This window comes from Leptothoe kymatousa TAU-MAC 1615, from assembly GCF_018739865.1.
In the GTDB taxonomy this organism is placed as follows: Bacteria; Cyanobacteriota; Cyanobacteriia; order Phormidesmidales; family Phormidesmidaceae; genus Leptothoe; species Leptothoe kymatousa.
The window spans coordinates 671564-685655 of sequence record NZ_JADOER010000004.1 but is presented as its reverse complement, the minus strand read 5'-3'; the positions used below and the strand labels follow the sequence as shown (position 1 = coordinate 685655).

The 14092-nt window shown below is 49.2% G+C and carries 12 protein-coding genes; 1 reads left to right on the top strand and 11 read right to left on the bottom strand.

The window, feature by feature from the left end:
* Positions 1-275: 275 nt before the first annotated feature.
* Complete coding sequence (locus IXB28_RS05340) at positions 276-2624, top strand: phycobilisome rod-core linker polypeptide (RefSeq protein ID WP_215617500.1); 2349 nt, start codon at positions 276-278, stop codon at positions 2622-2624.
* 194 nt (positions 2625-2818) lie between these two features.
* On the opposite strand, the gene IXB28_RS05335 is transcribed toward IXB28_RS05340, so the two are convergent.
* The 11 genes from IXB28_RS05335 to IXB28_RS05285 form a co-directional block, all read right to left on the bottom strand.
* Complete coding sequence (locus tag IXB28_RS05335) at positions 2819-3748, bottom strand: phycobilisome rod-core linker polypeptide (RefSeq protein ID WP_246559619.1); 930 nt, start codon at positions 3746-3748, stop codon at positions 2819-2821.
* A gap of 757 nt (positions 3749-4505) precedes the next feature.
* Positions 4506-5000, bottom strand: coding sequence for a globin family protein (locus tag IXB28_RS05330; protein ID WP_215617499.1), 495 nt, complete (start codon positions 4998-5000; stop codon positions 4506-4508).
* Between the two features lie 61 nt (positions 5001-5061).
* Positions 5062-5616: a globin family protein gene (cpeB, locus tag IXB28_RS05325; RefSeq protein WP_215617498.1), complete on the bottom strand. Its 555-nt coding sequence runs from the start codon at positions 5614-5616 to the stop codon at positions 5062-5064.
* A 285-nt stretch (positions 5617-5901) separates the two neighbouring features.
* Positions 5902-6207, bottom strand: a complete 306-nt coding sequence (locus IXB28_RS05320; RefSeq protein ID WP_215617919.1) for a CpeR family transcriptional regulator — start codon at positions 6205-6207, stop codon at positions 5902-5904.
* Positions 6208-6432: 225 nt separating this feature from the next.
* Positions 6433-7050 carry a chromophore lyase CpcT/CpeT gene (locus tag IXB28_RS05315; RefSeq protein ID WP_215617497.1) on the bottom strand — a complete coding sequence of 206 codons (618 nt, stop codon included), beginning with the start codon at positions 7048-7050 and terminating at the stop codon, positions 6433-6435.
* A 369-nt stretch (positions 7051-7419) separates the two neighbouring features.
* Positions 7420-7782, bottom strand: coding sequence for a phycobilisome linker polypeptide (locus tag IXB28_RS05310; RefSeq protein WP_215617496.1), 363 nt, complete (start codon positions 7780-7782; stop codon positions 7420-7422).
* Between the two features lie 127 nt (positions 7783-7909).
* Positions 7910-8437: a phycobiliprotein lyase gene (locus IXB28_RS05305; RefSeq protein ID WP_215617495.1), complete on the bottom strand. Its 528-nt coding sequence runs from the start codon at positions 8435-8437 to the stop codon at positions 7910-7912.
* 164 nt (positions 8438-8601) lie between these two features.
* Positions 8602-8841: a phycobilisome linker polypeptide gene (locus tag IXB28_RS05300; protein WP_215617494.1), complete on the bottom strand. Its 240-nt coding sequence runs from the start codon at positions 8839-8841 to the stop codon at positions 8602-8604.
* Positions 8842-8976: 135 nt separating this feature from the next.
* Positions 8977-9729, bottom strand: coding sequence for a phycobilisome rod-core linker polypeptide (locus IXB28_RS05295; protein ID WP_215617493.1), 753 nt, complete (start codon positions 9727-9729; stop codon positions 8977-8979).
* A gap of 112 nt (positions 9730-9841) precedes the next feature.
* Complete coding sequence (locus IXB28_RS05290; protein ID WP_215617492.1) at positions 9842-10603, bottom strand: phycobilisome rod-core linker polypeptide; 762 nt, start codon at positions 10601-10603, stop codon at positions 9842-9844.
* Positions 10604-11073: 470 nt separating this feature from the next.
* Positions 11074-13995 (bottom strand): phycobilisome rod-core linker polypeptide, encoded by a 2922-nt coding sequence (locus IXB28_RS05285; RefSeq protein ID WP_246559617.1) that lies wholly within the window; start codon positions 13993-13995, stop codon positions 11074-11076.
* Positions 13996-14092: the final 97 nt, after the last annotated feature.

The following is a 14092-nucleotide window of genomic DNA, read 5'->3' as shown; positions in this document are numbered from 1 at the left end:
ATGTAGTGCCGTTAGGAATCCAGAATGGAGAAGGAAACCGTATTCTATCTCCCCTATGCCGCCTTCCATTATCGGTCAAACCTCCTGCTTTGGATGGGGCGTTCTAGGGTTGAGCCACAAAACAGCTGAGTCGTAACAATTCATCAAGGTTTCCAGACCCTAATCTTAATAAAATGGTAACAATACACACTATTTAGCACGACTAGGTACCTGTGTTTTCTCGTTAGAACATAGCCCTGGTTCAGTCGACACAACTATAAAATTGGAGACGGTGAATGGTCAGCACATTTGCAAATCCTGTTATCAATTCTGCCATTAGGTTAGGCACCCAAGCCTTTGATGAAACAGATCCTGTGCAGTTATGGCCGAGTGATTCTTTAGAAACCGTTAATGTCGTTATTCGCGCTGTTTACAGGCAGGTGCTGGGCAATGCCCATGTGATGGAAAGCGAACGGTCAACCTTAGCAGAGGCCGAATCACAGCTCCATAACCGCGCCATCACCGTCCGCGACTTTGTGCGCCACGTGGCAAAATCTGACCTATATCGCTCCCGGTTCTTCGAGCCATGCTCGCGCAATCGTTCCATCGAACTTAACTTTAAACACCTATTGGGTCGTGCCCCCAACAGCTACGACGACATTGCCAGCCATAGCGACATTCTAGAGTCTGCGGGATTCGAAACAGAAATTGACTCTTACCTCGACAGCGATGAGTATTACCGCACCTTTGGGGAAAACACGGTGCCCTTCTATCGCGGGCATCGCTCTCCCACCGGGCAAAAAGTGGCGGGTTTTCCCAATTTTCTAAAACTATTGCGGGGGGCCGCCAGCCATGACAACAATGTGGCCAACAGTCAACAAGCCCGATTAAATCAGGCCACCATGGGCAATGCCGTAGGCAAAATCGCCCCCGTCACCCGGCCCAAAACCGAATGGCGCACCCCCATCACCGCTGAAGCCTATGCCCTCATGCACCCTGAGCTAGCTGTGGCAAAGGCCGACCCGCAGGCCATTCAACTGGGCACCCAGGCCTTTAATGAAGCAGACCCCGTTGAACTGTGGGCCCATGACTCGTCGGAAGCGGTTGATGTGGTGATCCGAGCCGTCTATCGCCAAGTGTTGGGCAATGCCCATGTGATGGAAAGCGAGCGAGCGGCGTTGGCAGAGGCCGAATCTCTTTTACTCAATCGCCAAATTAGTGTGCGTGGGTTTATCCGAGCGGTGGCCCAATCTGAACTATATCGCAGCCGCTTTTTCGAGCCTTGCTCTCGCAGCCGGTTTATTGAATTAAATTTCAAACATCTCCTGGGCCGTGCCCCCAACAGCTATAGCGACATTGCCGACCATAGCAACATTTTAGAAACCCATGGTTTTGAGGCAGACATTGACACCTATCTGGATAGTGAAGAATATCTGCTAGCCTTTGGCGAAAACACCGTGCCCTATTATCGTGGGCATCAGTCTCCCACCGGGCAAAAGGTGGCGGGGTTTGCCAATCTCTTGCGGCTGCTGCGCGGTAACGCGAGCAATGACAACAATCCTGCCTACTATCAATCCCAAGCACGGCTAACCAAGGCACTGATGGCTGAGCAGATTGATGAGATCGCACCCCTAAGCAGCCCCGCCGACATTACCTACACCCCCACCTTCCTCCAGGCAGAGCCCGAACCCACCCCCGAACAAGTTGCTAACCAGCACACCTTCAAGGGCTATGCCCCCTTCCGACAAACCCTACCCGTCGAACTCATCCCCGGTGCTTCCACAGATGAGATTGAAGTGGTCATTCGAGCAGTTTATCGCCAGGTGATGGGCAATGCCCACATTATGGAAAGTGAGCGTTTGGTAGTGCCCGAGTCTCAACTCAGAAATGGAGAACTTAGCGTGCGCGAGTTTGTGCGCCAGGTGGCGAAATCGGAGCTCTACCAGTCTCGGTTTACCAACTGCTATCGGTATCGCGCCATGGAGCTGCACTTTAAGCACCTGCTCGGGCGGGCACCACAAAACTTCGCTGAAATGAAGGCCCACAGCGCAATTTTGGATACCGAAGGCTATGCCGCCGACATCGATAGCTATATCGATAGCGATGAGTACAACAACGCCTTTGGTGAGAATATCGTGCCCTACTATCGAGGTTACGAAAGCGCTCCAGGGCAAACCATGGTGGAATTTACCAACATGTTGTCGTTACTCAAGGGAGCCTCCAGCAGCGACAAGGATCTAACGGATAATCGCCCACGGGTGACCAATGGCATCCTGCCCTATCAGGAGCCCAAGGTCAGCAAGCCCCGCGATGCCCAAGATATTTTGGCAGAGGTGTTTAAATTTACTCCACCGACAACAACACCCACGCCTGCCACCCCCCAACCCCAAACTAGCGAACAGGATTTACTCATTGCCAAACTGCAACAACAGTTGGCAAGCCTGCGTCCTTCCGCCAGCATTGGCGCATCTGTGCTGAGAAAAGGCACCCAGACAAAAGCAGTTTTGGGTAGCAGTCCCTCCCGGCAGTCTGACGAAAAAGCCGCTTTAATTGAACGACTACGGGGCGAACTTATGGAAGCCCAGGCGTTAGCCACCATTGGCGCTAACCGTCTGAACAAGTGGCAACAGCGGAATTTCCGTTAAACCTTAACCGGGCAGTTTGAGCATGGGGATATTGACGTATCAAACCCATTCTCAACCGCTTTGCCATCGGCCCATGGCCCACCCTTGCCATAGGACACAAAAACAAAATAGGGATGGTTCTCTTCAAGGGAACCATCCCTATTTTGCATATAACCAAGCAATGCCCAACTAGGGCATTGCCCATGGGTTCAAGCCTAGTAATTGCAATAGGGGCCTTTACCCTGTCTTTCCTGAATTTCCGACAACAGCTCCCTCGCCATGAGCTTCAACTCCTGAGGGTAGCGAGGCATCGGCACCTTAACCGGAACCTGGGCGGCTGAATCAGGAATTGGGTTAAGGGGAGGAATAGTGCCGGGGGAGCTTTGCAACAAGCCGGGCTTCAGATCAGCAGTAGCTGCATCTGCAAATTTAGACTTATCGCTGCTGCAGGCGGCACCAAACAACGCAAAGGAACGGGTGAAGCCCACGGAGGACTTACCCACTTGGCTGGTATAGCCTCGAACGTAAGGGACCTGCATATCCCCAAACGTACAAAAGTATTCGTCACTGTCAAGATAGGAATCAATCTCTGCGTCAAATCCTTCTTCTGACAAAATTCTAAGATGCTGAGCAATTTCTTCGTAACTGTCAGGGGCACGACCCAACAGATGCTTAAAATTGAGCTCAACCGCAGTGACATTAGGACACTTTTCAAAGAAAAGCATTCTGTATCGATCGGACTTTGCCAAGCTGCGAACAAATTCTAGAACACTAATCTCACCGCTGCGCACCTTAGACTCGGCTACCTTGGAACGCTCGCTGTCCATTAAATAAGCATTGCCAAAAACTTGCTTATAGGCAGCTTCGATGACTAGGTCCGCATTCTCGACGGATGCAGTTTCGTTAATAAACTCAGCAATAGGGCTACCCGCCACGGCGGACATATACTTCGCTGGCAACGTTGTAGCGGCACTCGCTGGTGCAGCCTGACTGCTAACGGCAGGAGCGGCAGCCGCAGTCTTAGTATCCTGAGGGGGCTTGGGGGCAGCAACAGGCTTTGACTCAGCAGCTTTTGGCCGACTTGATTCACCCTTATCAAGTAATGGCAGCTTTAGCTCCAAGACACCAGACAACTTTTTAAGCATTTCCTAAGCCCTTAGAAAAACAGTTTTTACAGCTCTACCACTTCAAATAATCGCAAAAGTCTCGACTATTATTAGAATGTGGCTTTACAATTTCTGTCCCTTTAACAGTATGGGTTTGAAACCCAAACGGGACAGAGGATACAGACGTGATCGTATCAGTGGAAAGGTTTTCCGTCAATTGAGCCGGAAGGCGATCAACGGCTTGGTTCCACTGGCCCGAGGATTATTTTTTTTTGGACGAAAACCCTAGTCCCATGCAGCTTTAACTAGATTGGCAACATGGTCCATTGAATAGCCCATGCAATTTCTAACCCTGAAAACAAAGCGCCAGCGACTGAGCGCTGCTCGGTAACAAGCTTAAAAATGTTACAAAACTACAAATTTAGCCGTTCCCCATTGAATGCCGAGCAGGTAAGGGGTCCAAACCTCTATTTCAGCGATCACACTCCCAATTTGAATTCAGCCAGGCCGGTTCAAACGTGGCAATCCGACCAAGGCAATCCCTAACGGATGTGGCTTGGGCTTATTGCTGAAACCGCCCTTCGATATCGGCCGCTATCAGTCAGGATTTCGCATTAGCAGTCAGAAAATAGCGTGTAAAAAAAATGGCTTCTCCAAAATCAGAAGAAGCCATTTTTAGTATGTTTATACAACAACAACAAACCTGGAGATCCTTACGAATCTCCAGGTTTCGACTACCTAAATGCAGTCAAGCTCTTAATCTAGTAACCGACCCTTAGGATAGGGGCCCAATCACTTAGGATAGGGAGTTGATTACATAGTCAACAAGAGCGTTGTACTCAGTTAGAGCCTGAGCAGACATGTCGCGGGGAGCGCAACCACGGTTACGAGCGAAGCTTAGAGCAGCTACGTAGGGGCCAGTGGGTAGGTTTAGGGCGCGGTATACTTCACGCTGACCAGCAATACCCCACTCGTCCAAAGGACCAGTACCACCAACGATTAGGCTGTAGCTGATAAGACGCATGTAGTGCTTAACGTCACGTAGGCACTTTGCTTTGAAAGTGTCAGTGGAGTTAGCTTCACCAGCGTTGTTCAAGTAGGGATACTTGGCGATGCAAGCATCGTAAGCTTCTTTAGCAACGTTATCTAGGTTGCCAGAAAGCTTCTCAGCAGCTTCCATACGTGCAGCGGCACGCTGAAGACTACCTTGTACGGACTCTAGGTCGGAAGTGGAAGGAAAACGACCAGCTGCATCAGCTGCAGCGATCACAGTGGTAACAACAGATTTCATTTTGGTATTTCTCCAGTAGTTAAATTGATCGTGATTTAGTCAGAGCAATCTCGCTTAGGGCTTAGCCTAGAGCAGAGATAACGCGATCAAAGTAGCTGCCTGCTTCAGCAACTAAGGAAGCACAACGATCTTCTACAACGGGAGAACCCATCTTACGTAGACGTGCGCCGGCGCGAGCTTCGCTAGGAGTGTCAGCGATGTGAGCGGCTGCCTGTGCTTTCATGATCTGTACGGCACGTACAGTGGAAGTTGCAGGTACGCCTAGAGCTGCGTAAGTCTCTTTTAGACCATTCAAGCAACGATCATCTAGAACGGATGCATCGCCTGCTAGTAGAGCGTAGGTTACATAGCGGAGAACGATCTCACCGTCACGTAGGCAAGCAGCCATACGACGGTTGGGGTAGCAGTTACCACCGGCTTGGATAAGACCTTGGTTCTCACAGATCATTCCAGCAATTGCATCGGATACCATGCAGCTTGCGTTGGAAGCGATTGCGTTTACTGCGTCTAGACGACGGTTGCCGCTAGCAACAAATGCCTTAAGGGCAGATAGGTCACCTACAGGTGCAGTGCTGGCATCAGCGGATACAACCGCTCTAGAAAAAGCGTCAAGCATTGAGCTCTCCTTGTTTTGTTAAAAACTTTTCGTTGGTGATAACAAACTCGTCTCGTTTGCGTTTATCACCATAAAAACAATATGCAATCGTGGGCCCTTATGTCTCAGTTAGTGAAAACAAAGCAACATTCCGTTACAAGATACACAGTTTTCTAATTTTTAAGATTTTTGATAGCAGTTCGGATGGCCTGTCAAGGCAGCTCAATCATCCGATACAAAAGGCTGGAGCCACCGAACGGCAAGCATTTTGCCCCAACAAACACCGGATCGTAGGCCATGTCCAACCTACGCCCGTTCATCAAACCGAGTGTGGAAGCTGCCGTATTTAATCCAATATTGCTGCAGATCGTGGTGGGGCGTGTGCAAACTCGCCTTGGCTTGATATAAAACCACTCGCCGATGATCGCCAATCCATATTTTTTTCATCGGTTTGACGGAGATTAACGTCCCCCCTAGGGCTTTTAAACAGTCTTGAAACTTTTCCACCGTGGAATACTCAACGGTTTCAAAAATAAAAAAATTGCCCGACCGAATCAAATGACGACTGCGGATCCACGATTTCATCTTTTTTTGTGCCTGGGGAGGAAGCATGGAAACCCGAAGTTCTTTAAGGTCGTTAAGGTCTAAATGTCGATGATCCGTAGTCTTTTCAATCTCTCTAGTCGTTTTACGTTCTTTAGAAAGGGAGTTCATCATCAAAACTGACGCACCTTACGGAATTGCAAATGAAAGGGAGTTCATGATCGAAACGGGTGCACCTGACGGCATTGCCAATGAACGGCAGCTCATTAGCAAAACGGGTGCGCCTACGGAACGTCAAATGAACGGCAATTCATTGTCAAAACTGGCGCGCTTACGGAACGTCAAAATGCCCTCTGTGGAGCCCCACACGTACTCATCCGTCTCCACGTCCATCCCCTGATCGACACTCATCCAGGTGCTTTCAGTAATTTCCACGTGGCTGGTGAGGTAGGTCATCTTTCCTTGTTTAGGAATAATGCAGGCTTTGCCGGGCTCTACGCTGCCAATGAACGTATCCCCTTCACGCCTAAATACCATCGAGCAGCCTTCTCGCCGTTCAATACAGTCGGGGGTAATGGTTTTGAGAATGTCTAGGTTATGGCCAGAGCCGGCATATAGCAACCGGTCCTTAAGTCCATAGTTTTCAATATAAATATGATCGCCTTTATCCACAAGGCGATGAACACCTTGACGATAGGGACTCCAGAGATCGTAATCCTGTGTTTGCTCAGAATATAGCCCAACTCCAGAGAAAAACTCATAGGGAAGGGGACGAAAAAAAATACGGATATGGGCAAATTTCCTAGGGTTTTCAAACGCCTGGTGTTGATTACTAAAATCCCCAGACATCCAACGGGCCAGGGTTACAAAATCCTGAGAGTAAGAGACGTCAGCACTGCTAGAAAGCACCATTTCTTAAAGTTTCTTAAAATTATTGACGAGCGTTTTATTCAATTTAGAACAACATTGTGATGAGCTGTTGTGATTGTCTCTTAAAGAGTCTTGGTCACATCGTAAAGCTCACTTTGCTATTGCCCTGGGCTGAAGTCCTTTAGTTTCTAGTGTAAGCAAGCATAGGGGTTAGACGCTAGTCAGTTCTATGCGATCGCACTACAAAATATCAACATTGGATGACACGCCTGCGTCTTCATCACACCATACTTCCCTATTACTAAGGTGTCCAAATCTTCCCAACCTAGGTGAGGGCGCATCTATACAAAGCAAAAAAAAGGCCAGGGTGATAGCCTGACCTTTTTTTATATTGATAGCGCCGCAACAGACCTAGGAGGTTTTCTTAGAACGACGTCCCTTCCGATTCGTCAAGCGGGAAACTATATTTTTCTTTTTGTTATTAGCCGCTTTTTTGGTGCCAGTTTTCTTGGTTGTAGCTTTTGCCGGTTTTGAATCTGGGGTTTCTTGTGGGGTTTGGGGAGCTTGGGGCGGCCCACCCTGAACTGAAACATGCACCACTTTCCCTCCCTGGGCGGAAATCGTGCGCATAGCCGCCGACATTTGGCTAAAGGGAACCTTGACCTGGTAATTACTAACTCTGGAAATCGTCTGATTTGCCATGCCAGCTACATCAATCACCACAGCGCGTGAGCGATCATCACTCAAGGCAGAGCCACTGGTAATACCTACCATAGGAGTTTCCTCTTAATGAAAGTGCCTCCAAGGATAGCTCCCCTTGAGTAAAGTGCAAGTCTGCTTGACGAAACTGCAAGTCCGTTGAGCTATCTACATAAATTTTAGTAGCCCAAAAATCTTCGACCTAGCTTTTTACGCCCCGTCTTACCTCTGAGGAGAAGCTCGCTGTTGTTACGCCTTTACCGCTGCTCGTCTTAATCAACGACACGCGAAAACGCAAGTTGGGCGTCGCAAACCAAATTTTTTCTTCCGCGGCTGCCCGGTCATAGGCGGTGGTCAAAATAAAGGTGCCGTCATCGGTGAGACAATAAGACCCCATCGCTTCCATGGTCTCTGCATACCCCTGCTCACGCAGCAGTTTCCCAGTGGTTGCACTGTCAGGAACGGGGATTAAAATCGTGGAACCGGCCATGACTTCATCTTCATCCCAGTCAGATTCCCCTTCCCAAGTCATTTTGAACGGGCTAACGATGTGCTCAGGAGACACCTCATAACGCTGACACAGGTCTAAAACTCCTGGGGTATCCACTGTGAGCGATTCGATATTGATGGTGGAGCGCACTTCTTCGAAATGACCAAACGCTAAATGATGGGCGCTGCGTTGCGATCGCCATTCACCGATTGAGCGTTCGACAAAGGTTTCAATATCCATTGAGGTAAAACTTTTTTTGCGTAGGCCTTTAATTTTATAGCCTTGCGCCCACAGGTCAAAGCCAGAAAGACATTCCCCCATAGCACCAAAAAGCCCACAGGATAGACAATGGGAGACTGTCAATACCTGCAGGCTTTAAGCATGAGGAGAATAGTAACGACTATCTAGTCATCTGAACTTCCAGTCGAAGCCGGAGCCGCACCAGACACAGAGACGCCGACCACATTGCCGCCTAACTCAGCGATATTTCGCATGGTTTGGGACATTTGGCTAAAAGGAACCTTCACCTGATAGTTGCTAGTTTTTGCCACATCTTGACGGGCCACATTAGCCACATCGATTGTCACCGAACGGGAGCCGTAGTCACTGACGCCGGCACAACCCGTTGTTATCATTCCTGCCATGGTTATTACCTCGCAATACACCAAACTTTTCAAACACAACCGACTCATTAGGCAAGATAGTTTTTACAAACAATCGCTCCAAAAGTTGAGCCACTACCGTAAAAACTTCATGCCTAATAAGCCAGAAACCTAGGCCTATGCTTCTGAAATGCTAACGATGGTGGCACCGGAGCGCTGCATGTTCTGAATGCGGTTAGATAGCTGACTGAAGCCAACTTCCACACTGTAGTTACTCTTAGTGACCCGACTACCAAAGTTAGCCTTGGTGGCCACAATGCGGAAACGCTTGCCTGTGTTGCTATAGGCACCAGAAGCGGTAGCAGGGGACTTGATCTTAGTACCCAGATTACCGGCAACATCGCTAATTAGCTTGGCACCCTTAGTAGTATCGTTAGCGGCATAGCCACGATCTAGGGCAAAGATGCGGTTAAAGGCCACGTTCTTCACACCCGTTTGGCTAGCGCCACAGGCATAGGGCACAACATTTTCACCAAAGGCAGACAGATACTCATCACTGTCGAGATAAGAATCAATTTCAGCATCGTAGCCAGATGCATTGTAGGTCTGCACATGCTCAGCAATCTCAGATTGGTCCTGGGGAGCACGACCCAACAGATGCTTGAAGTTCAGCTCAATAAATCCGTAAGGAGAGGCATTATCGAAGTAGCGAGCCTTATAGATGTCCGAAGTAGCAACGGCACGGACAAAACCACGCACAGTGATTTCCCCATTTCTGAGCATAGATTCAGCACTGGTTAGACGCTGACTTTCTAGGACATGGGCATTACCCAAAACTTGTTTGTACGCAGCACGAATAACAACCTGTAGGTCTTCTTCGCTAGCATTGGGGCGCAGCTCAACTGCTTCATTATTAATCCAAAGGGACATAACCTTTTCTCCTAAAGAATAGTGATGATTAATCCGCGACTGGCACGGAACTTTTTTACAACACAACACCAGCAGAGAATGAATTCTCTGCTGGTGTATCTGAGAGCTAAACCTAGTTGGTTTCAGTGACGCTCAGAATTTTGCCGCCCGACTTCAAAATAGTCTGAATACGCTGGGACATCTGGCTATAGGAAACAACGTACTGCTGCTTGCTAACACGGCCCAGAGCGGCTGCAGCGGTAGAGGTACTAGCCGTAATCCGGAATCGCTTATTAGTGCTGGTCCGACCGGTCCCCGCTTGGGGCGCTGCAATTTTAGTCGCTAAATTGCCACCCAAATCGCTAATTAATTTAGCTTGGTTGCTGCGATCGCTAGTAGCATCACCGCGCTCAAGGGCAAACGTACGGTTGAAGCCAACGTTTTTAACACCCGTCTGGGTTTGGTTACCCCGCACCGATGGCACACTATTTTCACCAAAGCTGGCAGTGTACTCATCGCTGTCGATGTAGGAGTTAATCTCCGCTACATAGCCATGCTCATTGTAAAGCGCTACATGGTTGGCGATTTCTGATTGCTCTTGAGGAGCACGACCAAGCAAGTGCTTGAAGTTTAGCTCAATAAAACGGTAAGCCGAAGAACTCTCAAAAAAGAGGGAGCGATAAAGCTCTGATTGGGCTACTGCCCGGACGAATCCTCTAACTGTGATATCGCCATCACGCAGTAAAGACTCAGCGCTAATTAAACGCTGGCTCTCCATCACATGCTGGTTGCCTAAAACTTGCTTATATACAGCACGAATGACCGTTTGCAGGTCATCCTCGGTTGCATTGGGGCGAAGTTCAACGGGCACAGCATTGGTTACCCAAAGTGCCATGGAACAATCCTCCGAAATAAATTTGAGTTTGCTAAAGGGCGTACCGTTAGAGCTAAGTCAGCAAACAGCGCTGATCAGCTCACAGATAGCAGGCCAACTATAATCTCTGTGTATTATTAGCATTAGGTCCCAGGCCAACAGCCATCCAGGGGAAATACCTAGGTTGAACCCACTGTTTTGAACAACCTAGACGTCGCTAAAGCTAATGGTCAAAAACGTGGCCCTATTTAAGACTGATATCGGATTTTGAGGGCTAAATGAGAACAACTTGTTTTTTCTTAATGTTCTCAAGGACATATTTCGTAACGAATAGTAATAGAGGCGACAAATAAACAAGCGATATCGCGCTATGCGATCGCAACGTTTTGCCCAATGATCGATTCATCTAACCAAAACTAAGCCCCATGACTTCCTACTTTTGGGAAGTCATGGGGCTTAAACACTGCAAATCTCTAACTGAGAGGATGCAATTAGATCAGACCAAACAGCTTCTGAATCAGAACGTTACCGTCGGTGACCGGTTGAACCTTAATGGGATTCTCATAGGAGAGACGCTTCTCCACCCGGGCCTTAGTGGACCCCGCCTTATCACTGGTAGACGCACTGGTGAGCAGGTCAAACATATTGACATAGCCCAACAGGCTCTTGCCAGTCTGGGTTTTATAGCCCCGATAGAAAGGAACCACATGCTCACCAAACGCGGTTTCATATTCATCACTATCAATGTAGGCATCAATATCCGCGTCATAGCCATGGTTGTCGACCATGGCACTGTGGTACACAGTCTCGTCGTAGCTCTCGGGGGCACGGCCTAGAAGATGCTTGAAGTTCAGCTCGTGGCAGCGATAGCGGGGGGCATTATCGATAAAGCGAGACTTATACAAGTCTGACTTGGCCAACACCCGCACAAATCCACGAACGGTCAAATCACCATTGCGTAGTTGGGATTCAGCACTGGCTAGCCGCTCACTTTCCATAATGTGAGCATTGCCCAACACCTGCTTGTAGATGGCGTTAATCACCAGGGTGACATCTCCATCGGATGCACCAGGGCTAAGCTTAACGGGGTCGGCATTGGCCATGGCATTGTATTGCCCTTGCCAAATAGCCGTACGCTCAACCGCCGATAGGGGGCTGGTGGCATCTAGGCCAAAGGCGTAGTCGGGGCTAGCAACGGCAGGCGTCTGCTTGGGCTGAGGCCGAATGTCTGCCACAGGTACGGTCTGTTCAGAGATATCGGGAATGCGACTGGAGTGATTGGAGAGAATAGCCCGATCAACATCAGCCGCGCCATACTGACTTAGCTGCTTGTCGCTGCTGGAAGCACCCCGCAATAGCTGGAAAGAGTGGGTATAGCTGGCCATTCCCTTACCGGTCTGGGTTTGATAGCCCCGGAAGTAAGGAACAACATTGGCACCAAAGGTTTGGAAATACTCATCGCTATCGATATAGGCATCGATTTCGGCATAGAAACCTTGCTCAGCCAAGATTTGAATGTGATGGGAAATCTCTTCGCCACTCTCAGGGGCACGACCGAGAAGGTGCTTAAAGTTCAGCTCAACTGTCTTGAGGTTGGTGCAACGTTCGTAGAACAAGGTGCGGTATCGATCTGACTTCGCCAGGGCCCGCACAAACTCTAGAACAGTAATGTCACCATTCCGCAACTGAGATTCGGCTGTGGGGAAACGCTCGCTTTCCATCAGGTGGGCATTGCCAAACACCTGTCTGTAAGCCGCCTCGATAACAATGTCGATTTGCCCGGTGCTATCTCCAGGCACCAGCTCAACCGGCTGTTGTTCGGCAAAAGCGTCGGTGTAGGCAGCCGTGATCGAGGCCGAACCCGAATCCATCTTGGCAACAACGACGGGAGCGCCAACGGCCTTGGCTAACTGGAATCCCTTGGGATTGAAGACGTTCTCCTTATTAGGCTGGAAGCCCTTGAGCAGATCGGTTTGAAGCTGCGATCGCTGACTGGTTTGAATCGACTCAGAAATGGTGAGATCGCTACTCGATAAGCCCTTAACCAGCTCAAAGATACGATTGTAGCCAGCAACATTCTTACCAGTTTGCGTAGAGTAGCTCACATAGTAAGGCACAGTATCGGTGCCAAAGCTCTGGTCATACTCCGCACTTTCAAAGTAGGAATCAATCTCAGCATTCCAACCGCCCGCGGCCAAAATACCAAGATGTTCAGAAACTTCCTTAAAGTTGTCAGGGGCGCGACCCAACAAATGCTTAAAGTTCAATTCGACGGCGCGAATATTAGAGCAACTCTCAAAGAACAGCGCCCGATAAGCGTCCGACTTCGCCAGGGCACAAACAAACTGCTTAACGTTAAAAGTGCCGTCCCTAAACTGCGACTCAGCCGTCAGCAACCGCTGACTCTCCATCAGGTGCACATTGCCAAACACCTGCCTATAGGCCAACCGAATCAGAATATCCTTATCTTCAATAGAAGCACCGGAAAACTGCTGCACCGGCTGACTCAAACGCGCTGCCGGGAATGTGGCGGCCGCCTGCTTAGCGTTATAATCGCGCACCCACTCGCTGGGGCTAACGGGCTCCGACAAAAACGTCGCTGACTTATACACCGGAATATAATCTGCCTTAGTCAGCTGTGGCTCCGGAGCCGCATACTCCTGGGGAGGAATCACTGGCGTAGAAAGCGGCAACGTGGCCAAAGGCTGAATCTCGGTTGGGGCACCCCCCAGCAACCCAGCTTGCACCTGAGGAGCGGTATTGTTGGCAATGGACTTGTCGCTACTAGAGGCCCCTTTCACCAACTGAGAGGAATGGGTAAAGCCAGACACAGAGCGACCGGACTGAGTTTTATGCCCCCGATAATAGGGAACAAAATCGGTACCAAAAGCCTGGAAATATTCGTCACTATCCAGGTACGAATCAATCTCAGCCTCAAAGCCGCCTTCCGCCAAAATCTGAATATGCTCAGAAATTTCCCCATTGCCGTCTGGAGACCGTCCCAGCAAATGCTTGAAATTTAATTCGACCGCGCGAATATTAGAACAATTTTCAAAGAAAATCGCACGATAGCGATCAGACTTAGCCAGCTGACGCACAAATTCTAATACTGTAATCTCGCCACTGCGCAGCTTTGATTCTGCATTTGCCGAACGCTCACTTTCCATCAAGTGGGCATTGCCAAACACCTGCTTGTAGGCAGCCCGAATAACAACATCCAAATCCGTCACAGATGTGGTGCCAACCAACTCCACAGGTTGACCATCCGAGAACGGACTTAGGTAGTTTTTATTAACGTCAAAATCAGCCGTTGGAGGAGTAGCCGCTTCAGCCGCTTCAGCCGCTTTCCTTTTTTTGAGCGCTGCCGCCAAATCAAAACCATCAGGATTAAACTTCTTCCTGTTAGTTTTCAATACTTCAGGGCGGAACAAAGTGTTGTTGATCATGAATTTGTCAGTAATTGCCTTCGTCTACACCAGCTATGTCTGAATTAAGCAATGCCCTAGAGCC

Excerpts from the sequence above, each read along its gene's own strand:
- IXB28_RS05340 (WP_215617500.1), top strand. The coding sequence starts at position 276 with ATGGTCAGCACATTTGCAAATCCTGTTATCAATTCTGCCATTAGGTTA.
- IXB28_RS05335 (WP_246559619.1), bottom strand. The coding sequence starts at position 3,748 with ATGCTTAAAAAGTTGTCTGGTGTCTTGGAGCTAAAGCTGCCATTACTT.
- IXB28_RS05330 (WP_215617499.1), bottom strand. The coding sequence starts at position 5,000 with ATGAAATCTGTTGTTACCACTGTGATCGCTGCAGCTGATGCAGCTGGT.
- cpeB (WP_215617498.1), bottom strand. The coding sequence starts at position 5,616 with ATGCTTGACGCTTTTTCTAGAGCGGTTGTATCCGCTGATGCCAGCACT.
- IXB28_RS05320 (WP_215617919.1), bottom strand. The coding sequence starts at position 6,207 with ATGCTTCCTCCCCAGGCACAAAAAAAGATGAAATCGTGGATCCGCAGT.
- IXB28_RS05315 (WP_215617497.1), bottom strand. The coding sequence starts at position 7,050 with ATGGTGCTTTCTAGCAGTGCTGACGTCTCTTACTCTCAGGATTTTGTA.
- IXB28_RS05310 (WP_215617496.1), bottom strand. The coding sequence starts at position 7,782 with ATGGTAGGTATTACCAGTGGCTCTGCCTTGAGTGATGATCGCTCACGC.
- IXB28_RS05305 (WP_215617495.1), bottom strand. The coding sequence starts at position 8,437 with ATGGATATTGAAACCTTTGTCGAACGCTCAATCGGTGAATGGCGATCG.
- IXB28_RS05300 (WP_215617494.1), bottom strand. The coding sequence starts at position 8,841 with ATGGCAGGAATGATAACAACGGGTTGTGCCGGCGTCAGTGACTACGGC.
- IXB28_RS05295 (WP_215617493.1), bottom strand. The coding sequence starts at position 9,729 with ATGTCCCTTTGGATTAATAATGAAGCAGTTGAGCTGCGCCCCAATGCT.
- IXB28_RS05290 (WP_215617492.1), bottom strand. The coding sequence starts at position 10,603 with ATGGCACTTTGGGTAACCAATGCTGTGCCCGTTGAACTTCGCCCCAAT.